Genomic DNA, 21444 nt, shown 5'->3' on the forward strand with positions numbered 1-21444 from the left:
TTTGACCACCGCGCGTATCGACGCCCGGTTCTCGGCCCTGAAGGCCGAGGGCCGCGCCGCCTTCATCGCCTATGTCATGGCCGGCGATCCGGACTTCGAGACCGGGCTCGAAATCCTGAAGGGCCTGCCCGCGGCGGGCGCCGACCTGATCGAGGTGGGCTTTCCCTTTTCCGACCCCATGGCTGAGGGGCCGCCGATCCAGCGCGCCGCCCAGCGCGCCCTTTCCAGCGGCATGGGCCTCGCCAAGACCCTCGCGCTGATCGCCGAGTTCCGCAAATCCGATCAGGACACCCCCATCATCCTGATGGGCTACGCCAATCCTCTGGTCAGCCGCGGCTATGCCGCCTTCGCGCGTGACGCCGCCGCGGCAGGCGTGGACGGCCTGATCGTCGTCGACATCCCGCCGGAGGAAGCCGATCCCCTGGCGGACGCGCTCGACGCCGAGGAGCTGTCGCTGATCCGCCTGGCGACCCCCACTTCCGACGACAACCGTCTGCCGACCGTCGTGCGCCGCACCTCAGGGTTCGTCTACTACGTGTCCGTGGCCGGCGTGACCGGCGTCAAGGAAGCGGACGCCGGCGCCGTCGCCCCCGCCGTTGAACGCGTTCGCAAGGCCTCGGGCCTGCCGGTTGCCGTCGGCTTCGGCATCAAGACCCCGGAAAGAGCCGCCGCGATCGCTCGCGTCGCTGACGCCGCCGTGGTCGGCTCGGCGCTGGTCGAGGAAGTCGCGGCGGGCCTCGCCGCCAACGAAGACGTGACGCAGCGTGTTCTTTCCAAAGTCGCTTCTCTGGCCAAGTCTGTGCGCCACGCACGAGCCGGCCAGGCGGCGCTCTGAGAACCAAGGCTATGGCTGAGAATCGTACCGAAAAGTCTGCGCGCCCCGCCGCGCCTCGTGAGCGCTCCGGCTGGCTTGCGCGCATCGCCCCGGGCGTGCGTGGCGCCTTCCAGAAGAAGAACGACACGCCCGAGAACCTCTGGGTGAAGTGCCCGGACACCGGCGAGATGATCTACCGTCCGGATCTGGAAGCCTCCCTGTGGGTGACGCCGTCGGGCTTCCACATGCGGATCGGGGCCGCCCAGCGCCTGCGCTACACCTTCGACGATGGCCAGTTCGAGAAGATCGCCTCGCCGGTCGTGCTCGACGATCCGCTCAAGTTTCCGGATGAGAAGCCCTATGCGGACCGCCTGAAGGCCGCGCGCAAGACCACGGGCGAACAGGACTCCATGGCCATCGGCTTTGGCCAGATCCAGGGCCAGCCCGCCGTCGTGATCGTCCAGGACTTCAGCTTCATGGGCGGCTCGCTCGGCATGGGCGCCGGCGAGACCTTCGTGAAGGCCGCTCAGGAAGCCGTGACTCGCAACGTCCCCCTGGTGATTTTCACCGCCTCCGGCGGCGCGCGCATGCAGGAGGGCACCCTGTCCCTCATGCAGATGGCCCGCACGACCCTGGCGCTGAACGAGGTCAAGGCGGCCGGCCTGCCCTACGTCGTGGTGCTCACCGACCCGACCACGGGCGGCGTGCTGGCCTCTTACGCCATGCTGGGCGATGTCCACCTGGCCGAGCCGAACGCCACCATCGGCTTCTCCGGTCGGCGGGTGATCGAGCAGACCATCCGGGAAACCCTGCCGCCCGGCTTCCAGAAGTCGGAATTCCTGGTGGAGCGCGGGATGATCGACCGGGTGACCACACGTGGCGAACTGCCGGCGGTGCTCAGCTCGATCCTCAAGACCCTGATGATGGGACGCGCGGCTTCCGCCGCCGCCTGAGGTGTCGTCCTCGCATCATTTCGATCAGATCCGCGCCTCGGATCTGGCGATCCAGCGCCTCCGCGCCAATCACCCGAGCCTGATCGACCTGACCACCGGCCGGGTCGAGCGGCTGCTGGCCGCCTTGGGCAATCCTGAGACGCGCCTGCCGCCGGTGATCCACGTCGCCGGCACCAACGGCAAGGGCTCCACCGTCGCCTACCTGCGGGCCATCGCCGAGGCGGCCGGCCTGAAGGTCCATTGCCTCACCTCTCCGCATCTGGTCCGCTTTTCCGAACGGATCCGCGTCGCCGGCGAGCTGATCAGCGATGCACGGCTCGAACAGCTGGTCGATCAGCTGGAGGCCGCCAACGCGGGCGAGCCGATCAGCTTCTTCGAGATCGCCACCGTTCTGGCCATCCAGGCCTTCGCCGACACGCCGGCCGACCTTTGCGTGATCGAGGTCGGTCTCGGCGGCCGCTTCGACGCCACCAACATATTCGACGCCCCGGCCGTCAGCGTCATCACGCCGGTCGACTACGATCACCTGGAGCTGCTGGGGCCCGAGCTTTCCAAGATCGCCTGGGAGAAGGCTGGCATCATCAAGGCCGGCCGCCCCGTGGTGGTCGCCCGCCAGATGGACGAAGCGCGCGAGGTGATCGAGCGCGAGGCCGCCAAGCTTCGCGCGCCGCTGCTCAAGATGGGCGAGGACTTCGACGCCTGGGAGGAGCGCGGCCGGCTGCTGGTTCAGATGCCCGAGCGCCTGCTGGACCTGCCCCCGCCCAGCCTGTTCGGCGGCTACCAGTTCGCCAACGCCGGCCTCGCCGTGGCCGCCGCCCTGACGTTCAAGCCCGACCTGTCGGAGGACGAGGTCGGCGGCGGCGTCGCCTCCACCACCTGGCCCGCCCGCTTCCAGCGGCTGACCAAGGGGCCGCTCGCCGAAATGGCGCGGGCCCGCGGCTCGGACCTGTGGCTAGACGGCGGCCACAATCCGCATGCCGGCCGCGCCCTGGCGGAAGCCGCCTCGCGCCTGGTGGATCGTGATCCGCGGCCCCTGGTGCTCATCGCCGGCATGTTCGCCCGCAAGGACGCCCGCGGCTTCTTCCTGCCCTTCGCCGAGATGCACCCGACGGTGTTCACCACCACCTTCGACTCGCCCAACGCGGCAAGCGCGGACGAACTCGCTCAGGCGGCCCGCTCGGTCGGCCTGGGCGTGACAACGGTTGGCGATGTGACGGAAGCGGTGCGCGCCGCGCTGCAGGTGGACGGGCCTGCGCCTCACGTCCTGATCTGCGGCGGCCTGCACTTCGCCGGCGAGGTCCTGGCGATGAGTCCAGAGACCTGGCCGACCTAGTTCTTAGTTGCTCCCCCTCAGGGGGAGCTGTCGCGAAGCGGCTGAGGGGGTTTCACCAGCCGGGTCTGCGGCTGGAACCCCCTCCGACCCTGCGGGTCACCTCCCCTTAAGGGGAGGAGCAGGACGTCAGGCGCTGACGCCAGCCTCATTAAGCCACTCGACGATCTTCTGCTTGGGCATGGCGCCCACCTTCATGGAAGCCATCTGGCCGCCCTTGAACAGCATCATGGTCGGGATGCCGCGAACGCCGTAGCGGGACGGGGTGGTCGGGCTCTCTTCGATGTTCAGCTTGGCGATGGTCACCTGGCCGGCGAGCTCTTCCGAGATCTGCTCCAGCGCGGGCGCGATCTGCTTACAGGGACCGCACCACTCGGCCCAGAAGTCCACCAGGACGGGACCTTGCGCCTGCAGGACGTCGGACTCGAAGGACTCGTCGGTGACCTTGACGGTGCTCATGGGTAACTCCTCACGCGTCGGGCCGCAGGAACGCGGCCTGACGCCCTTTCGATCCGCCGATGTAGGCGGGGCTCGGCCGGGTATCAACCGTCACGGCGCAGGTCGGCAAGCGTCTGGACGATCAGGTTTTCTGGGATCGGCATCAGCTTCGGCCCGTCCGTCCAGACCAGCGCCGCCTCGATCCGCCGGCCGGGGAACACCTCGCCCAGCACCGCCGCATAGAGCGACATCTGCCGCAGGTACGCCGGGTCGGCGTCCTCGATCCGGTCCGGCGAAGGCCGGTTGGTCTTGAAGTCGGCCACCAGCACCCGGTCGGGCAGCACCACCAGCCGGTCGATGCGGCCGGAAATCTTCAGGCCCGCCGGCAGCTTCGCGGAGGCGCCCGCGATGGCCACCTCCGCCCGCGAGCCGGGCCCGAACACCTCTCCGAAGCGCGGGTCGCGCAGCACGGTCAGCGCCGCCCGCGCCATCTCGCTCCGCTGCTCGTCCGACAGGTCCCGCTCGCGCGCCAGCAGCGCCTCCGCCGCCCGGCCCTGCTCCTCCGCCACGATGTCGGGCAGCAGCTGCAGCAGCCGGTGGATCAGGTCCCCGCGCCGGAACCGGCCCAGCCCCGAGACCTCGGACAGCGGCGAAGCGGCCGCCGCCTTCGCGCCCTCGCCCAGGTCCGATGGCGAAGCGTAGCGAGAGAACGCCTCGGCCGGCGCGATCTTCCGCGCCCAGTCGGGAGCCTTCAGCTTGGCCCGCACGGCGGCCGCCACCCCGCCCATCGCCACCGGATCGGGACCGTAGCGGCGGATCTCCATGCCGTTGCAGCCGACGGTACGCACATGCGGGGCGATGTCGTCGTGGTCCAGCGCCCGCGAGACCGCGCCCCACCAGCCCTCGATATTCTCCGGCTTGGCCCCCGCCGCCGCTCGGCCGCACAACACCAGCCGGTCCCGCGCCCGGGTCAGCGCCACATAGAGCAGCCGGAAGGCCTCGTTCTCCTCGGCCCGCACCCGCGCCTCGCGCGCCGAGGCGCTGGCTTCGCAGTCCCGCTCCTTGGACACGCACCACAGGAACCCGCCGTCCTCCGTCTTCAGCAGCGGCGAGCCGCGCGCCGTGCGCGTCAGCGTGGTTTCCGGCAGGAACACAATCGGCGCTTCCAGCCCCTTGGCCCCGTGTGCGGTCATCACCCGCACCTCGGCGGTCGGCGCGTCCATCTCCCGCTTCACGGTGATGTCCAGGCTGGCGAAGGCCGCGGCCAGGCTCTCCAGGTCGTGGATGCCTCGTGCTTCAGCGGTCAGCACCTGCGCCAGGAACTCGTCCAGCGCGTCCTGCGCCTCCGATCCCAGCCGCTTCAGCAGCCGCTTGCGCAAGGACCAGCCCTGCGCATCCAGGTGGCCGAGCATGGCTGAGTAGAACTCGAACGGTCGCCGGCTGCGCCCTTCCGCCAGCGCCTTGGCCAGCACCGCATGGGCGTGGGTCCAGTCCTCCTGCGCCCCAGCCCGCCGCTGCAGCCGCTCCCACAGCCCCTCGCGTCCCCGCCTGAACGCCAGCTCGTAGAGGCTGTCGTCGGTAAGGCCGCAGAACGGGCTCTTCAGCAGGGCCGCCAGGTTCAGCTCGTCACCCGGGAACTGCACGAACCGAGCGAGCGCCACCAGGTCGTCGAAGATGATGTGCTCGGACAGCGCCAGCCGGTCGGCGCCCGCCACCGGAATGCCCTCGTGCTTCAGCGCCCGCAGGATCTCCTCGAACAGCGCCTTGCGCCGCCGCACCAGGATCAGCACGTCGCCCGCATGGGCCGGCCGCCACTCGCGCAGATCCTTGTCGAACACCCGGTCGCCTCGAGCGATCAGCGTCTTGATCTCGCAGGCGATGTTGCGGGCCAGCCGGCGGTTGGCGCTCTGCTCGCTTTCGGCGTCCAGCGGCGCGTCCCAGGCCAGGCGCTCCGGCCCCTTCTCCTCGAAGGTCAGCGGCCAGACGTCGACGCAGCCGGCGTGGTCCTTGCGCTGCGCCTCGTGGACGACCTTTTCCGCCTCGATCCGCGGCTGGATCGCCGCCGCCAGCTGCACCGGCGCGAACACCGCATCCACAAACGACAGCACCTGCGGCGTCGAGCGCCAGGAGGTCAGCAGGTCGACGCGCTCGAACTTGAAGCCGGCCCCGGTGGCCCGCTCGCGGTGGAACTCGAATTTGCGGATCAGCAGCTCGGGCCGCGCGCCCTGGAACGAGTAGATCGACTGCTTCTCGTCGCCCACAACGAACATGTTGCGCTTGAGCTTGCCCTGGTGGCGGCCGACGCCCTCGCCCGAGAAGAACTCCTCCGTCAGCGCATCGACAATGGTCCACTGGTCGGGCGCGGTGTCCTGCGCCTCGTCCACCAGGATGTGGTCCACCCCGCCGTCCAGCTTGTAGAGCACCCAGGCCGCCGCCGGCCGGTTCTTCAGAAGCGCGCAGGTCTTCTCGATCAGGTCGGCGAAATCGAGCGCCCCCGACAGCCGCTTCTCCAGGTCGTAGGCCGTCAGGTACGCGTGGGCCAGCGTCAGCGCATCCACCGTGTCCAGCGCCACCTGCGCCGCCCGCACCCGCGCGCGCGCCTCCTCCAGCCGCGCCTGCTCGGCCAGCAGCAGGACCCGCAGGCCTTCCCGGCTCTTCAGCCCGCTGGTCTTGCCGACCCAGGTCGCCGCCGGCCCCTCGCCGCCCTTGGTGAAGAACACCTTCAGCGCCTGCTCGAGAGCCGCTTCCGGATCGGCGGTCACCGCGAACATCTGCTGGGCGCAGCCTTGGTCGGTCTTGCCGCCCCCGCTCAGCACCTCGGCCGCCTCGCGCCACAGGGCGCGGTCCATGCGCGCCATGGCCGCCTGGGCCTCCGCCGCTGGCGAGGTCTCGCCGTCGAAGCCGCACTTGCGCCACGCCCAGTCGGCCGCCCCTGCAAAGCCGCCCTGGCTGCGGATGAACTCGTGCAGAGCCCCCCGCCGCGCTTCGAAGTCGGCGAACATCGACTGGAAGCTCTGGTGGTCGAGCGCCACAGAGAAGCGGGCGTAGGCCTCCGCGATCTGGCCGGGCGCGGCCATGGCGTGCTGCGCCACCGCCCGCCGCGCCGCCTGGGCGACAAAGGCCGAGGCCGCATCGTCCATCACCCGAAAGCCCGGCGAGACCCCTGCTTCCAGCGGGAACCGCCGCAGCAGCTTTTCGCAAAAGGCGTGGATGGTCTGGATCTTCAGCCCGCCTGGCGTCTCCAGCGCGCGGGCGAACAGGGCCCGCGCCTCCGACAACTCCTCGTCCGTGTAGTCGCCCGGCTGCCCGTCCTGCAGCTTGGCCAGTTCCGCGCGCAGCTTGCCGTCCGGCGCCACCGACCAGCCGCCCAGCACGCCGTAAAGACGCCGCTGCATCTCGGCCGCCGCCGCCTTGGTGTAGGTCACGCACAGGATGGTCTCAGGCTTGGCGCCCGCCAGCAGCAGGCGCGCCACCCGGTCGATCAGGGTCTTTGTCTTGCCCGACCCCGCGTTGGCGGTGACGAAGGCCGACAGCTGCGGATCCGCCGCCCGCTGCTGCGGATCGATGGCCAGGGTCCGCCGGGGGAAGTCGATGACGAGGCTCATTCCTCGCCCTCCTCACCGCTGGTGGACCACTCGAACACCCGCGCCAGGTGGTCGTAGTCGCTGACCCGCGCCTTCACGAACTGCGGCGCGGTGCGCGAGATATACGGCTGGTCCGGCTGGTCGTAGCGGGCGATCAGCTGCTCCAGCCCTTCCACCGCCATGGCGACGGCGAAGCCGCTTTCCTCGCCTGCGGCCCGGCACTCGATCTTGCCCGCCGGCCGCCGTCCGGTGATCTCCAGATAGGTCAGCTCGCCGGGTCGCAAGGGGCCCAGGTCCGCAAAACCGCCCGCCTGCAGGATGGCGGCGGTGAGCGTCAGCTGGGGCGAAAAGCCGGTTTCGACCTCCTTCTTGGAAGGCGCCTTGCCGGTCTTGTAGTCGAGGATGTGCCCCTCGCCGTCGGCGGTCTGCTCGATGCGGTCGGCCCTCGCGGTGACCACGAACTCGCCGGCCGGGGCACGCACCGCCAGCTCACCATAAAGCTCCACGTGGATCTTGCGCCCATCGGCCCGGCGCTCCCGCTCCAGATCGGCCACCCACAGTGCGGCCTCCCGGGCCAGGGCCGCCTCGCGGGCTAGGGCTTCCTGCGGCAGCCCCGCCTCTGCCAGCGCCTCGAGATAGAGCCCCTCGAACACCTCGGCCGCGTCGGCCGGCACGGCGCCGGGGAAACGCTCGGCGAACAGCTCGAACGCTTTGTGGATGGCCGTGCCGCGGGCGCGCACGTCGGCCGCCACATCCGGCCGGTCGATGGGATAAAGCTTCAGGATGTCCCGCGCCCAAACGGCGTAGGGATCGCGGGTCAGGGTCTCCACGCGGGTCACCGCCATCTTGCGCGGGCGATCGGCCACTGGCGGCACGGGCGCCGGCCGCTTCGCCGGTTCCGGCGCCCCCGGCTCGTCCAGCGCCGCGACCCAGTCCAGCACCTCAGTGCGGCTGGGTATCGCTACGCCCGCGCCGCGCGCCAGGGTCTCCAGCCGCCACAGCCAGCGCGATTTCACCGCCGGCGCGCCTTCCCGCCGCTCGGTGTGCAGCAGAATGGCTTCGGGCGCGCAGGCGGCCTGCGCGAAGTCGTGCGCCGCCAGGCCGATCCGCCGCTCGGGCGAAGGCAGGCCCAGCCGCTCGCGCATCGGGCGCGACAGGAACGGATCCAGCGGCGCGCCCCTGGGCCACACCCCTTCTTCCAGCCCCGCCACCACCAGGCGATCGGCGCGCACCAGCCGCGCCTCGATGGCGCCCAGGATGCGCAGGCGCGGATGGGTCGAGCCGCCGGCCCGCACCGTCTCGCCCTCCATCAGCCGCTCCAGCAGGTCGGCGAACCCGCGTGGGCTGGCCGGCGGCAGGCCGTCGGATTCCCGGATCAGCCCCGACAGCAGCCGGCTCATGGCCTCGCCGCCCGGGCCGGTCCAAAGCTCGCCCAGCGCGCCGTCAGGCCCGCGGCACAGCGACTCCATCGTGGCGGCGATCAGCCGTGTGGCCTCGGCGGGCGAGGCCAGACCCTCAGCGAACGGCGCCTGCAGCGCCTCGGCGAGCGCCCGAAGATCCCGCGCCAGCGCGGCGGCCTCCGCATGCGGCGCAAGCTTGGCCTCCAGCCGCTCCCAGGTTTGGGCGCGCGGGCCGCGCAGCCCCTTCAGTTCCAGCGTCCGGGCCGCCTCGGCCAGCGCCTCGGCCTCGCGTCCCATGCGGACATAGGGGTGCTTGACGATGGCGAGCTGCACCACCGGATCCAGCGGATCAATGGCCAGGCGCGACACCAGGCCGCAAAGCGCGCCGCAGCGGCAGCCGGCCAGCGGCTCGCCTGCCGAGCTGTCCGGGATCACCCCCCATCGCGCGAGCTTGGCGGTGACCCGACGCGCCAGCGTCTGGTCGGGCGTGACCAGGGCCGCCGTCCGCTCCGGCGTTTCCAGCGCCTCGCGCAGCAGCAGGGCGGCGGCCGTGGACGCCTCCTCCTCCGTGCGGGCGGTCAGCACCGACAACCCGTCGAAGCCTTCGGCGATCGGATCGATGCCTTCCTTGGCGCCCTCGGCCCGCAGGCTGTCGATCACCCGGAGCCAGTCGGCCGTCTCTTCGGCGGGCCGCAGCGCTTCGTTGACCAGCCGCCTACGCCACCGGCCACGGCTGTCCGCTGCGATGGAGGCGGGCCAGACAGCGACATCGTTCTTGGTGACGCCCGCCTCGTCCAACAGGCGCTTCAGCGCCCCTTGCGGGTGCTGCACGTCCACCTTGGCCCAGGCCTTGTCCGCCAGGCCCTCGTCCAGCCCGGGCAGCACCACCGCGCCACGCGGCGCGGAAGCCACCGCCGCCAGCAGGGCGCGGGTGGCCGGCGCCGTGCCGGTGGAGCCGGCGGCGACAAGCACCGCCTGGGGCGGGTTCAGCGACCAGGTCTCGGCCAGCCGCCGCAGCAGGCGCACGCGGCGCTCGCTCACGTCCACCACGCCCAGGTCCGCCAGACGATGGCGCCAGCCGCTGGCCGCCGCTTCCAGGAATGTGCGCGACACCTGCCAGTGCTCGGCCAGCTCGCTGTCCACCAGGTCGGCGAGGCGGCCCTCGATCTCCGCCTCCTCGATCTGCACGGAGTCGAAGAAGCCGCCGAGCGCATCGGCCAGCTCCAGGGCGGCAGCCGCCGTCAGGGTGCGGCCTTCCAGCAGGTGCTCGTGGTCGGCGACCAGGCGGGTCAGCTCGAACCTGCGCTTCAGCGGCTCGATTACCGCCGGCAGGTCCAACGCCAGGTCGCCCGGCTCGAACGGCGGCTCGCCTTCTTCAAGGTCGCCGAGCGGTCGCATCTGCGGCGGCAGCACGGCCTTGCCGCCGGCCGCCGAAATGAAGGCGTCCGCCAGCGCCCGTGCGCCCCGCCGGGTGGGCGTCAGGACGATGGCTTCGGAGAGCGCTTCAGGCCCGAACGGGGACAGCGCGTCGTGCAGTCCGCGGGCGAGGTCCTGGGCGAAGGGCCGGTGCGCCGGGATGTTGTACCAGCGCGGACCCGCACGCTCGAAGAAGGCGGTCATTTCAGGCGCGCCTCGGCCGCCCCCCTGGCGGCGGGATCGCCCACGTGCATCCAGAACGCGTCCATCACAGCGCCGAACAGCCGGCCTTCAGACTGCAGCCGGCGCCACGTCGGCTGGATCGGGAACGCACCCGACTTCGGCTGATCGTCCAGCACCTGCGGCTTCATGATGCCGAAACCGACATTGGCGAACGGCGTCACCACCTCCAGCGAGGTGGAATGGGTCAGCCGCCCGGCGTCATCCATCAGGAAGCCTTGCGGTCCTTCGAAACCGATGCCGTCCCCGCGCCGCACAAGCAGCAGCAGCAGGTCCATGGCGTCTGGATTCCACGTCCGTTTCAACGTCTCGAGCGGCGCCTCTCCACGATCGACCCAAAGAGAGTCGATGTTGGCCAGGAAGATGGGCTCTTCGCCCAGCAACGGGCGGGCGTGCTGAATGCCGCCGCCGCTGTCGAGCAGCTCGTCACGCTCGTCGGAGATCAGGATCTCCAGATCGCTACGCCGGCCCAGGTGTTCCACCATCTGGTCGGCCAGGTAGTGGACGTTCACCACCGCCCGTTCGACCCCGGCTTCCACCAAACGGTCCAGCACGCGGTCGATCAGCGCCCGCCCGCCCACCGGCACCAGCGCCTTGGGCATGGTGTCGGTCAGCGGTCGCATGCGGGTCCCCAGACCCGCCGCGAGCACCATCGCCGTGCGCGGCCCCCCGGTCACCGGCGGGCCTCCTGCGGAACGTAGCGGTCCATCCAGTCCTTCAATCCCGCCATCTGTGGATCGGCCAGGCAGCGGTCGAGATAGCCCCAGAGCCTCGGCATGAAGGCGGCGTACCGCGGCTTGGAATCCCGCGTCACCAGCCGCGCGAAGATGCCCAGGATACGCAGAACGTTCAGCGCGCCCAGCGCATGGTAGTCGGCCAGGAACTGTTCGCGGTCGAGGTCCGGCTTCAGCTCGAAGTACCGCCGAAGAGCGGCCGCCTCGCGTTCCGGCGAGACGTCCCGGCGCGCATCGTGCAGCAGCATGGACATGTCCCAGGCCGGGTGAGCCTTCAAGGCGTCCTGGAAGTCCAGCAGGCCGACCCGTGCGCAGCCCTCGCGCTCCGGCAGCCAGATCAGATTTTCGGCGTGGTAGTCGCGGTGGCAGAACACCGTCGCGCCCGCCGCCCCGCGCGCCCGGATCGGCGCCCAGATGGCGTTCCACTCGGCGACAGCGTCCGGGCTGAAGGCGAGCTCGGTCCGAAGCTTCGGCAGCCACTCGACGAAGAGCGCATCGGCCGTTTGCAGCGCCACCTCGTCATAGCTCAGCAGAGGCCAGCTCGCGCCGTCGTAGGCGAGCACGTCGGGCGGCGTCTGCTCGTGCATGCGCACCAGGGCTTGGATGGCGCCGTCATACATCGGCGCTTCGTCGTGGCCGTTCTCGATGAGACGGGCGAAGAGATCGTCGCCCAGGTCCTCCAGGACGGCCAGACCGCGCGCCGGTTTAGCCGCAAGGATCTGCGGCGCGGAAAGGCCATGCTCACGCAGCCAGCCGGCGGTGGCCACGAAGGCGTCCACCCGGCCCGCCGCCAGGCGCGCCAGGGCGTTATAGCCGGCCGCGCGCCGTTCCTCGGCGGTCGCCTCCGGCGGACAAGGGGCGCTTTCCAGCGCCGGCGGCTGGTCCATGAAGATCAAGGACACGCCGCTCGGCATGAAGAGGCGCTCGTAGGCCCGGGTGGAGGCGTCGCCGCTCAGCGGCTGGCGACGGGCCGCGCCAAAGCCGTTGGCCTTCAGAAACTCGGCCTTTTCCGCCTCACGATCCGAACTCAATCCCGCGTCCTTCCCACGATCCATGCGGGACGAACCGCACGTACCGTCCCTCTTCGCTATTGGGCTGTGGCCCGATCTCTATATCGAGTCGGTCCGGCGGCAGGCGGCCCTCCAGGCGCTCCGGCCACTCGATCACCGCCGCGCCGTCCTCCAGCGCCTCGTCCAAACCGATCTCATAGGCCTCGTCCGGCGACGAGAGGCGATAAAGATCGAAGTGGGCGACGTGAAGTCGCGGCCCTTCGTAGAACTGGACGATGGTGAAGGTCGGCGAGGGCACGTCCTCGTCCGGCGTGGTCAGCGCCCGCACCAGCGCCCGGGCGAGGGTCGACTTGCCGGCGCCCAAGGGTCCGGACAGGCACACGGCCTCGCCGGGCTGCAGCGCCTGGGCGATCGCGGCGCCAAGGCGCGCCGTCGCCGCCTCGTTGGGGAGACGCAAGTCGCGGTCGACTTCGAAGGTCTTCAGAACGGACGCTCCGGTTCGTTGGGAAGGACGCCTTCCACATAGCGTTTCAGCGCCGCCGTCGCCTCAACTGGATCGCCTTCCAGTTTCGATGGGGGGATGACGGGCCCGACGATCAGGCGGAACGGCCGACCACGCTTGTTCAGCATCTCATGGAAGAGGGTGATGTCCCGCAGCTCCTGCGAGACGCCATGGAAAAGGTGAAACAGGGTCGACCAGGGCCCCTCCACATGCACCGGCAGAACCGGAGCCTCGTACTTGCGGGCGATGGAAACGGCGCTGCTCATCCAGACCGGATCGCACAGGGCGCCATCGGGCTGGCGCCGCGCGAGCCGCCCCGCCGGGAAGATGACCAGGCAACGCTCCGCCTCCATGGCCTCGCGGGTCATCTGCAAGGTGGTCCGGGTCTTGTCTCGCGTGCGCTTGTTCTCGACCCATTCCACCGGGATCAGCACATCCGACAGCCGGGCTGAGACCCGGTGCGCGTCGGCGTTGGCGTAGAAGACAAGATCGGGTCGAACGCCTCTCAGGGCGTCGTACGCGGCGATTCCGTCGGCGATGCCGGTGGGATGGTTGCAGACCACCACCACCCGGCCGGCGGCAGGCGTGCGCTCCAATCCCTGAACCGTGACGTCCAAGCCCAGCAGATCGGACACGTAATCCAGCGCCTGCCGCCCGCCCATGGGCCCGATTGCATCGGCCATGCGACGCGCCTTGCCGTAGTCGAGCAGCCGGTAAAGCAGTGGTCGCGCCAGGGGCCAGACCGGACTGGCGGCCAGCTTCGGCGCCCGCTCGGCGATCAGGACGTCGATGATGTGCGTGCGACTGGCCCGTCGCGTGACAGCGTGGGCGGGCGAGGCGACCGTCATGCCACGGAGAATGCGTCAGCGTGCGGCGCAGCGGCAAGCTTGCAAAGTCGTACGCCACCAAGGCGCAGGTTCGGCGTTATGGCTTCATGATCAAAGGTTATGTCTCGCGCCGAGAGGCGTTCCTCGGCGCCGCGTCCCTGAGCCTTCTGGCCGCCGCCTGCAGCCGCAGCACCCCCCAAGACGGAACCATCGCCCGCAACGACGTGAACAACGCGCTCGATGTGCTGGCCAAGGCGCCGGAGCACGGCTTCTCCCAGGACCAGTTCTCGGTGGAGCGCATCCGCAAGCTCGGTGAAGATGGGGACACCAAGACCCGCGACCGGCTGCTCTACGCGCAGCTCGTCGCCTACGGACAAGCGCAGCACGGGCGCAGCATCCCGCGCAAGGCGATGCCCGCCGACTGGACCCTGCGCTCCGAGCCCTACGACGCCGAAGCCAGCCTGCGCGAGGCTGTGAAGGCCGGCGACTTCAAGGACTGGCTGGACCAGCAGCCGCCTCAGAGCGACCAGTACAAGGCGCTGCAGAGCGCCTACCTGAACTACCTCAAGATCGTGGCCGCTGGCGGCTGGCCCACCGTCCCCGACGCTGGGCAGGTGACCGCCCTTCGCCAGCGCCTCGCGTTCGAGGACGCGGGCCTGAAGGATCAGGACGTCAATGCGCCGTTTGACGGCGCGCTGGCCGCCGCCGTGAACCGCTACCAGGCGCTGCATGGGCTGCCGGCCACCGGCCAGCTGGACGAGGCCACCTTGCGCGAGCTGAACGTGCCGGCGGCCGGTCGCGCCGCCCAGATCCGCGCCAACCTCGAGCGCCTGCGCTGGCTGCCCCGCGAGGAGCCGGCCACCCGGGTGGACGTGAACACCGCCGCCGCCGTGATGGACTACTACGAAGGCGGTCGCCACGCGGTGCACATGCTCGCCGCGTCGGGCAAGCCCGGCGACGAGACGCCCATGCTGGCCTCCTCTATCGACACCATCGTGCTGAACCCACCCTGGAACGTGCCGGACGGCATCGCCCAGGAGGAGCTCTATCCGAAGCAGGCCAGCAACCCGGGCTACTTCGCCGAGCACGGCTACGAGGTGAAGGACGGTCGTGTGGTGCAAAAGCCCGGGCCCGACAGCGCTCTGGGCCTGGTGAAGTTCGACTTCGACAACCCTTTCGCGGTGTACCTGCACGACACCCCGGCCAAGGCGGCGTTCAACCGCACCCAGCGGGCGGTCAGCCACGGCTGCGTCCGTCTAGCCCAGGCGGTGCCGTTCGCCAGGATGCTGGTCGCCCGTCAGCAGGGCTGGTCCAACGAACGTGTCGACCAGGTGCTCGCGTCCGGCGAGACCACCCACGTCAAGCTGGCGGAGAAGGTGCCGGTCCGGCTGATCTACCTGACCGCCTTCCCGCAGGACGGGCGCATCGCCTTCCGTCCGGATGTCTATGGCTGGGACGCCGAGCTGCTGAAGCTTCTGGACGGGACGAAGGCCCGCACCGTGGCCGCCCTCTGAGGGCGCTAGTGGGTGACCTGGCTCTCGCCGAAGGGCCCGATCTCCCAGCTCCCGACCAGCACCCCTTCGCGATTGTGCACGAGCACGCGCGCCGGGGCCCCGGCCTTCCAGCTCGCCTGCGCGAGCTTGCGGGCATGGGCCTCGGCCCGGCCGCCCTGGAAGAACAGCGTCGCTTCGCCGTCGCCCGGTTGGACAGCCCAGCCGCCGGGCACGGGAATGACGGTGATGGTGGCCTCGTCCATGTGTCTCACTCCCGATTTTCGTTGACCTGTAGGTGGAGTCCGAGGCGCGAGCCGCAAGCGGCGCCGGGCAGGTTTTTCGCCGAACGCGTTCACCCTTCCGCTCGGCGAAAGCCTCGCTAGGATCGCGCTCCCACAAAGGAGGCGCGCTTGGGCGAGATCGAGTTTCTGGACGATGAGTTCGCCGCCTGCGTGAACACCACCGCTCGTCTGGAGCGCCTCTACGACGGCTGCCGATGGGCGGAAGGCCCGGCCTATTTCCCGGCTCACCGCCAGCTGGTCTGGAGCGACATTCCGAACAACCGCCTGCTGCGCTTCGACGAGACCACCGGCCAGGTCAGCGTCTTCCGCGAACCCTCCGACTTCACCAACGGCAACACGGTCGACCGCCAGGGCCGCCTGGTCAGCTGCCAGCACGGCGGCCGCCGCATCCTGCGGACCGAGCACGATGGCTCGCTCACCGTCCTCTCCGACCGTTTCGAAGGCCGCCGCCTCAACAGCCCCAACGACCTCGTCGTCCGCTCCGACGACTCCATCTGGTTCACCGACCCGGCCTACGGCATCGACAGCGACTACGAGGGCGTCCGCGCCGATCCCGAGCAGGACGGCTGCCACGTCTACCGCCTAGATCCGCATACCAACGTTCTCTCGAGGGTTGCCAGCGACTTCGTCCGCCCCAACGGAATCGCCTTCTCACCCGACGAGCGACGTCTGTTTATTGCAGACACCGGCGGCACCCACCGCAAGGACGGCCCGCGCCACATCCGCGCCTTCGACGTCGACGGCGATCGGCTCACCGGCGGCGAGGTGTTCGCCGAACTGAAAGAAGGCTTCTTCGACGGCTTCCGCTTCGACGAAGCCGGCCGGCTCTGGACCAGCGCCCACGAAAGCGTCCACGTCTACGCTCCCGATGGCCGGCTGCTGGGCCGCATCCGGGTCGGCGAGATGGTGGCCAACGTCTGCTTCGGCGGCCCGCGCGGCAACCGGCTCTACATCTGCGCGACGACCTCGCTCTACGCCCTGCTGCTGCCGGTGCGCGGCGCGAAGACTTTCTGAGGCTAGCTGATGTCGAACGATCCGATCCGCGTCGGCCTGATCGGCCACGGCCTCGCCGGAGGCATCATCCACGCCCCGTTGATCGAGGCCGCCGGCGACTTCCGCATCACTGCCGTGGCGACCTCGCGGGACATCTCAGCCCGCCGCGATCGCCCCCGGCGAGGCGACCCTGCCGACGTCGTCCAGGCCGACGATGTCGATCTGGTGGTGGTGGCCTCACCGAACGAGACCCACGTCCCCCTGGCGACAGCGGCCCTGCAGGCCGGCAAGCACGTGGTGCTGGACAAGCCGTTTGCTCTGTCCGTCGCAGACGCGGACGCGCTGATCGCCCTGGCGGCAGAGAACCGGCGAGTTCTGACGATCTTCCACAACCGTCGTGAGGACGGCGACTTCAGGGCCGTCCGCGAGAAGATCGCGTCAGGCGCCCTGGGCGAGGTCGGCCTGTTCGAAGCGCGTTGGGATCGGTTCAGGCCAGAGGCGGCGCCCGCGTGGCGCAACAGCACCCAGCCTGGCTCCGGCATGCTCTGGGATCTTGGCCCTCACCTGATCGACCAGGTCCTGCAGCTGTTCGGCTCGCCCGACTGGATGCGGGCAGACAGGGCAACCCAGCGCGACGGAGCGGTGGCCGACGACTACTTCGAGCTGACCTTCGCCTACGGGAGGATGCGGGCGATCGTCTCGTCCTGCAGCGTCGTCGCCGCGCCTCGGCCCCGCTTCTCGGCGCACGGGACCAAGGCCAGCCTGCTCACGCACGGCATCGATCCGATCGAGGCTCTGCTCCGCCAAGGCGGACACCCAGCCGACGCCGACTTCCGAGAACGGCTCCCCGCCATCCCCGCAACGCTTGCCACACCGAACGGCCAGGAGCTGCTCGACATCGCTGCCGGTGACTGGGTCGACTTCTACCGCAAGACCGCAGCCGCTGTTCGCGGCGAGGGCCCGCCACCGGTGGAAGCCAGCGAGGCGCGCGAGGTGATCGCGATGATCGAGCAGGCGTTCGCCCAGGTCCGCGGCTGACGCCACGTCACCTCGCGTGAGGCGTTGCGCAGGGCCGCCGGAGGCCTAGAGTTCGTTTCATGCGTGACGTTCTTCACTTCATCGACGGCGTCGCCGTCGCGGGGACCTCCGGGCGCTTCTCCGAGGTCTTCAACCCCAACACCGGCGAGGTTCAGGCCCGCGTGGCCTTGGCCAGCGAAGCCGAACTCGACAAGGCCGTGCAGTCGGCGCTTCGCGCGCAGCAGACCTGGGGGTTGGTCAATCCGCAGCGCCGGGCCCGGGTTATGTTCGAGTTCAAGCGGCTGGTGGAAGCCCGGATGGACGAGTTGGCCGAGCTGCTGTCATCGGAGCACGGCAAGGTGATCGCCGACTCCAAAGGCGACATCCAGCGCGGCCTCGAGGTCATCGAGTTCGCCTGCGGCATCCCGCATGCCCTCAAGGGCGAGTACACCGAGGGCGCCGGTCCGGGCATCGACGTCTATTCCATGCGTCAACCGCTGGGCGTCGCCGCCGGCATAACACCCTTCAACTTCCCCGCCATGATCCCGATGTGGATGTTCGGCATCGCCATCGCGGTGGGCAACAGCTTCATCCTGAAGCCTTCCGAAAAGGACCCCAGCGTTCCGGTCCGGCTCGCGGAACTGATGATGGAGGCCGGTGCGCCAGCCGGCGTCCTGAACGTGGTTCACGGCGACAAGACCGCGGTGGACGCCATTCTCGACAACCCCGACATCCGGGCGATCAGCTTCGTCGGCTCTTCCGACATCGCCCACTACGTCTACTCGCGCGGGACTGCGAATGGAAAGCGCGTGCAGGCTATGGGCGGCGCCAAGAACCACGGCATCGTCATGCCGGACGCTGATCTGGAGCAGGCGACCCGGGACATCATCGGCGCGGCCTATGGCTCGGCGGGCGAGCGCTGCATGGCCTTGCCGGTCGTTGTGCCGGTCGGCGCCACGACGGCCGAAGCATTGCGCGAGCGCGTGCTCTCCGAGATTGAAACCCTGAAGGTGGGCGTGTCCACCGATGCGGCCGCTCAGTATGGGCCCGTCGTCACCGCCGCGCATCGCAAGCGGGTCTCGGATTACATTCAGATGGGCGTCGACGAAGGCGCCGAGCTGGTGGTGGATGGCCGCGACTTCTCCCTGCAGGGTTATGAGAAAGGCTTCTTCATCGGCCCCAGCCTGTTCGATCAGGTGAAGCCGACGATGCGCACATACCAGGAAGAGATCTTCGGTCCCGTCCTCCAGATCGTGCGGGCGGAAACCTTTGAGGAGGCGCTCGCCCTGCCTTCCGAGCACCAATACGGCAACGGAGTGGCCATCTTCACCCGCAACGGTCGGGCGGCGCGAGAGTTCGCCAGTCGCGTGAACGTCGGCATGGTGGGCATCAACGTGCCCATCCCGGTGCCGGTCGCCTACCACACCTTCGGAGGCTGGAAGCGCTCGGCGTTCGGCGACATCAACCAGCACGGCCTGGAGGGCGTCAGGTTCTACACCAAGACGAAGACGGTGACGGCGCGTTGGCCGGAAGGCGCGTTGGAAGACTCCGCCTTTGTGATCCCGACCATGCGCTAGGGGAGCGGCGCTTCTCCCGCCGGGAGAAGCGCCCGCCGTGTCAGCTTCGGCGGCTGACGATGTCCTTGTTGGCCTGACGCGTCTTGGCGCCCTGGCCGCGTTGCCCCTCGGTCGTGATGGGACGACGGGTGTTGTTCTGGGAGAAAACAGCGCCGGGTTCGGCGTCGCCCCAATCGCCTTCAGGGTTGTCCTGCTGACCGATCTTGTGGATGTCGACATTGGCCGGCGTGCCGGAGCCGAGGATCGGCGTATCGTTCACATCAGCTTCGTCGCGCACCGGAGCGACATTGTCGCCGGTGTCGTCGTCGGCGGCGAAGCTACGGGGCTCCCCCGGCGCATCGTCATCACCCACGTCCTGACCGCTGAAATCAGCTTGCGAGGGGCGGTCCGTCCCCTGGTTCGGCGGGTCGTTGTCCCAGCCGGCGGTGTTCTGCGGCTCGGTCGCGTAGGTGTCGCGATCCGGGTCCTGCTGCATGTCCATGTCCTGCTGCCCCACGCCATTGCCCTGGACGCGGGCGCGGTTCACTTCGGTGGTGCTGGGCTGGTAGGTCCGAGGATCTTCGGCCATGTGAAGGCTCCTTTCGTTCGGGGAGACAACCCCTTGCCCCGCGGGCCGTTCCTTGCGCCGCGCGCCTGACGCCGCTACCGGAACGTTCGATGCCGACAGCCCTGCAAGCCGCCTATGACGCCAAGCTCCAGCGTGGCGAGCTCCGCAGTGATCACGCTCAGGAACTGGGGCTGCAAGCTCTCAACAGGCTGCAAGAGGAGCTCGAGAACGCACAGCCCGCAGGCGTGCTGGCCGGTCTGTTCCGCAGAAAGGACGCCGCCAGCCTTCGCGGCGTCTACCTCTACGGACCAGTTGGCCGCGGCAAGTCCATGCTGATGGACCTGTTCTTCGAGACCGCGCCTGTCGAGAAGAAGCGCCGGGTCCACTTCCATGTCTTCATGGGCGAGATCCACCGCTTGATCGACGCGTGGCGCAAGGGCGACGCCGCCGCCCGCAAGGCCCGCTTCGGCCAGCACAAGGGCGATGACCCCATCCTTCCAGCGGCCGAGGTGGTCGCCGAGCAGGCGCGCCTGCTCTGCTTCGACGAATTCCAGGTCACGGACATTGCCGACGCCATGATCCTGGGGCGCCTGTTCGAGAACCTGTTCGCCCGCGGCGTCACTGTGGTGACCACCTCGAACCGCACGCCGGACGAACTCTACAAGAATGGCATCAATCGCCAGCTCTTCCTGCCGTTCATCGACCTGCTCAAGGAGCGGCTCGAAGTCGTTCGGGTGGCGGGGCCGAACGACTATCGCCTGGACCGTCTGCGTGCGGCGAGTTCCTGGTTCTCGCCCATCGATCCGGACAACGAGCGCTCGTTCGACCGGCTTTGGCGCGACATGCTGGACGGCCAGGAGGAGGCCGGCGCGGTGCTCGAGGTGCTCGGCCGCAAGATCACCCTGCCCCACGCCGCGGGCGGCCTACTGCGGGCCACCTTCACAAGCCTCTGTGCTGTCGCTCTCGGCCCAAACGACTACCTCGCCCTGGCCGAGCGCTTCCACACAGTGTTCCTCGAGGACGTACCGAAGCTCACGCCGGCTCGGCGTGAAGAGGCGCGCAGGTTCGTCATCCTCGTTGACGCGCTCTACGAAGCTCGCACACGCCTGATCGTCCTGGCCGAAGCCGAACCCGTCAAACTTTACCCTGAGGGCGAAGGGGCCTTCGAGTTCGAGCGCACGGCTTCCCGCCTCCAGGAGATGCGGTCGGCCGACTGGCTGGTGGATCGGGACTAGCCAGTCCGCAGGCTCTCGACGAGCTGCCGGGCATAAGGTCGAAGATCCTCGAGAGACCGGACGCAAATCCGCAGCTCGCGCACCGCCCACTCGTCGGCGAGGTCCACGATGGCGAGGTTCATGGTCTTGGCCGCGCGATGAGCCGTGGTCTGAGGCACCACGCCCACCCCCACGCCGCATTCCACCAGCCGGCACACGGCGTCGAAGCTGCGGAGCTGGACGCGCAAGCGCAGCGGTCGGCCTTCCCTCGTCGCCTTGGAGGACAGGAAGCGCTGCAGCGAACTCGAACGCTCCAGACCCACCAAATCGCAGTCCAGCACCTGCGAGAAGCTCACCGAGCGCTGCTTGGCCATCCGATGCCCCGCGCTGGTCACCACCACAAAACGGTCGGATCGGAACGGGAAGCTTTCCAGGCGTCCGACGTCAACCGTGCCGGCCACAATGCCGATGTCACCAACACCCTCGGCGATCAGGCCGACGATCTCGTCCGACAGCCGCTCTTCCAGATCGACGCTGACGTGCGGGTTCATCGCCAGAAAGGAGCTCAGCGCTTCCGGGATGAACTCCGTCAGGGCGTTGGTGTTGGCCAGCAGCCGCACTTCGCCGCCGAGACCGCCGGCGTATGCGCCGAGATCCTCCCGCAGACGAGCGCTCTGGGCGATGATCTCGCGGGCGTGCTTGAGCAGGGTCCGCCCAGCCTCGGTGGGGTTTACGCCCTGGCGCGAGCGGGTCAGCAGGGGAGCGCCGACCGCCTCCTCCATCCGGCGGATGCGGGTCGAGGCTGCGGCCAGGGCGAGGGCGCTGCGCTCCGCCCCGCCGGTGATGGAGCCAGCGTCGACCACCTCGCAGAACAATCTGAGATCAACCAGATCAAATGGCATCCTTCGCCTCCCGCGAAGGCAGGCTACAGCAATCACGCATTGCAGCAGGAGAAATTATCCGCAGGATTTCGGCTCCTGCGAAGGAGGAGCTTTGCGCCCGCTTTCGTTGACACCTCACATGGACGGGCCCAAAAGCCGCGTCTCCAAGAAC

General features: G+C 69.3%; 18 protein-coding genes. 8 read left to right on the forward strand and 10 right to left on the reverse strand.

What is annotated here, in order from left to right; translation table 11 throughout:
- Position 1: 1 nt before the first annotated feature.
- The 3 genes from trpA to DJ018_RS03860 are packed head-to-tail and all read left to right on the forward strand — an operon-like array spanning position 2 to position 3100.
- Positions 2-835, forward strand: a complete 834-nt coding sequence (gene trpA / locus DJ018_RS03850) for a tryptophan synthase subunit alpha (RefSeq protein ID WP_111513551.1) — start codon at positions 2-4, stop codon at positions 833-835.
- Positions 836-846: 11 nt separating this feature from the next.
- Complete coding sequence (gene accD, locus DJ018_RS03855) at positions 847-1767, forward strand: acetyl-CoA carboxylase, carboxyltransferase subunit beta (RefSeq protein ID WP_111513552.1); 921 nt, start codon at positions 847-849, stop codon at positions 1765-1767.
- A 1-nt stretch (position 1768) separates the two neighbouring features.
- Positions 1769-3100, forward strand: a complete 1332-nt coding sequence (locus tag DJ018_RS03860) for a bifunctional folylpolyglutamate synthase/dihydrofolate synthase (RefSeq protein WP_111513553.1) — start codon at positions 1769-1771, stop codon at positions 3098-3100.
- Between the two features lie 126 nt (positions 3101-3226).
- Here the strand turns inward: DJ018_RS03860 and trxA are convergent, their stop codons facing one another.
- The 7 genes from trxA to DJ018_RS03895 form a co-directional block, all read right to left on the reverse strand.
- The gene (trxA, locus tag DJ018_RS03865) at positions 3227-3556 is read right to left on the reverse strand and encodes a thioredoxin (RefSeq protein ID WP_111513554.1); all 330 of its coding nucleotides are present in this window, start codon (positions 3554-3556) and stop codon (positions 3227-3229) included.
- 83 nt (positions 3557-3639) lie between these two features.
- Positions 3640-7140 (reverse strand): double-strand break repair helicase AddA, encoded by a 3501-nt coding sequence (addA, locus tag DJ018_RS03870; protein WP_111513555.1) that lies wholly within the window; start codon positions 7138-7140, stop codon positions 3640-3642.
- The gene (addB, locus tag DJ018_RS03875) at positions 7137-10139 is read right to left on the reverse strand and encodes a double-strand break repair protein AddB (RefSeq protein ID WP_111513556.1); all 3003 of its coding nucleotides are present in this window, start codon (positions 10137-10139) and stop codon (positions 7137-7139) included. Before addB ends, addA begins: the two co-directional genes overlap by 4 nt.
- Complete coding sequence (locus tag DJ018_RS03880) at positions 10136-10852, reverse strand: nucleotidyltransferase family protein (protein ID WP_240609443.1); 717 nt, start codon at positions 10850-10852, stop codon at positions 10136-10138. Before DJ018_RS03880 ends, addB begins: the two co-directional genes overlap by 4 nt.
- A complete protein-coding gene (gene amgK, locus DJ018_RS03885) occupies positions 10849-11964 on the reverse strand; it encodes an N-acetylmuramate/N-acetylglucosamine kinase AmgK (RefSeq protein ID WP_111513558.1) in 1116 nt (371 codons plus the stop codon). The genes DJ018_RS03880 and amgK overlap by 4 nt, the downstream gene beginning before the upstream one ends.
- Positions 11924-12376: a tRNA (adenosine(37)-N6)-threonylcarbamoyltransferase complex ATPase subunit type 1 TsaE gene (gene tsaE / locus DJ018_RS03890; RefSeq protein ID WP_111513559.1), complete on the reverse strand. Its 453-nt coding sequence runs from the start codon at positions 12374-12376 to the stop codon at positions 11924-11926. Before tsaE ends, amgK begins: the two co-directional genes overlap by 41 nt.
- A 23-nt stretch (positions 12377-12399) precedes the next feature.
- A complete protein-coding gene (locus DJ018_RS03895) occupies positions 12400-13269 on the reverse strand; it encodes a GNAT family N-acetyltransferase (RefSeq protein ID WP_111513560.1) in 870 nt (289 codons plus the stop codon).
- Between the two features lie 20 nt (positions 13270-13289).
- Here DJ018_RS03895 and DJ018_RS03900 point away from each other — a divergent pair, with 20 nt between their 5' ends.
- Complete coding sequence (locus DJ018_RS03900; protein WP_111513561.1) at positions 13290-14762, forward strand: L,D-transpeptidase family protein; 1473 nt, start codon at positions 13290-13292, stop codon at positions 14760-14762.
- A gap of 5 nt (positions 14763-14767) precedes the next feature.
- Here the strand turns inward: DJ018_RS03900 and DJ018_RS03905 are convergent, their stop codons facing one another.
- Positions 14768-15004 (reverse strand): hypothetical protein, encoded by a 237-nt coding sequence (locus tag DJ018_RS03905; RefSeq protein ID WP_111513562.1) that lies wholly within the window; start codon positions 15002-15004, stop codon positions 14768-14770.
- Between the two features lie 147 nt (positions 15005-15151).
- Here DJ018_RS03905 and DJ018_RS03910 point away from each other — a divergent pair, with 147 nt between their 5' ends.
- Genes DJ018_RS03910 through DJ018_RS03920 form a run of 3 tightly spaced genes read left to right on the forward strand, consistent with a single transcriptional unit; the run spans position 15152 to position 18630 of the window.
- A complete protein-coding gene (locus DJ018_RS03910; RefSeq protein WP_111513563.1) occupies positions 15152-16057 on the forward strand; it encodes an SMP-30/gluconolactonase/LRE family protein in 906 nt (301 codons plus the stop codon).
- A 9-nt stretch (positions 16058-16066) separates the two neighbouring features.
- Positions 16067-17074, forward strand: coding sequence for a Gfo/Idh/MocA family protein (locus DJ018_RS03915; protein ID WP_111513564.1), 1008 nt, complete (start codon positions 16067-16069; stop codon positions 17072-17074).
- 59 nt (positions 17075-17133) lie between these two features.
- Complete coding sequence (locus DJ018_RS03920) at positions 17134-18630, forward strand: CoA-acylating methylmalonate-semialdehyde dehydrogenase (RefSeq protein WP_111513565.1); 1497 nt, start codon at positions 17134-17136, stop codon at positions 18628-18630.
- Positions 18631-18670: 40 nt separating this feature from the next.
- On the opposite strand, the gene DJ018_RS03925 is transcribed toward DJ018_RS03920, so the two are convergent.
- Positions 18671-19198: a hypothetical protein gene (locus tag DJ018_RS03925; protein WP_111513566.1), complete on the reverse strand. Its 528-nt coding sequence runs from the start codon at positions 19196-19198 to the stop codon at positions 18671-18673.
- 89 nt (positions 19199-19287) lie between these two features.
- Between DJ018_RS03925 and zapE the strand changes: the two genes are divergently transcribed.
- On the forward strand, positions 19288-20412 hold the full coding sequence (zapE, locus tag DJ018_RS03930) for a cell division protein ZapE (RefSeq protein WP_111513567.1): 1125 nt from the start codon (positions 19288-19290) through the stop codon (positions 20410-20412).
- Here zapE and DJ018_RS03935 read toward each other — a convergent pair.
- Positions 20409-21293 carry a LysR family transcriptional regulator gene (locus DJ018_RS03935; RefSeq protein WP_111513568.1) on the reverse strand — a complete coding sequence of 295 codons (885 nt, stop codon included), beginning with the start codon at positions 21291-21293 and terminating at the stop codon, positions 20409-20411. The two genes, zapE and DJ018_RS03935, sit on opposite strands and share 4 nt — an antisense overlap.
- Positions 21294-21444: the final 151 nt, after the last annotated feature.

This window comes from Phenylobacterium deserti (assembly GCF_003254705.1).
Lineage (GTDB): Bacteria > Pseudomonadota > Alphaproteobacteria > Caulobacterales > Caulobacteraceae > Phenylobacterium > Phenylobacterium deserti.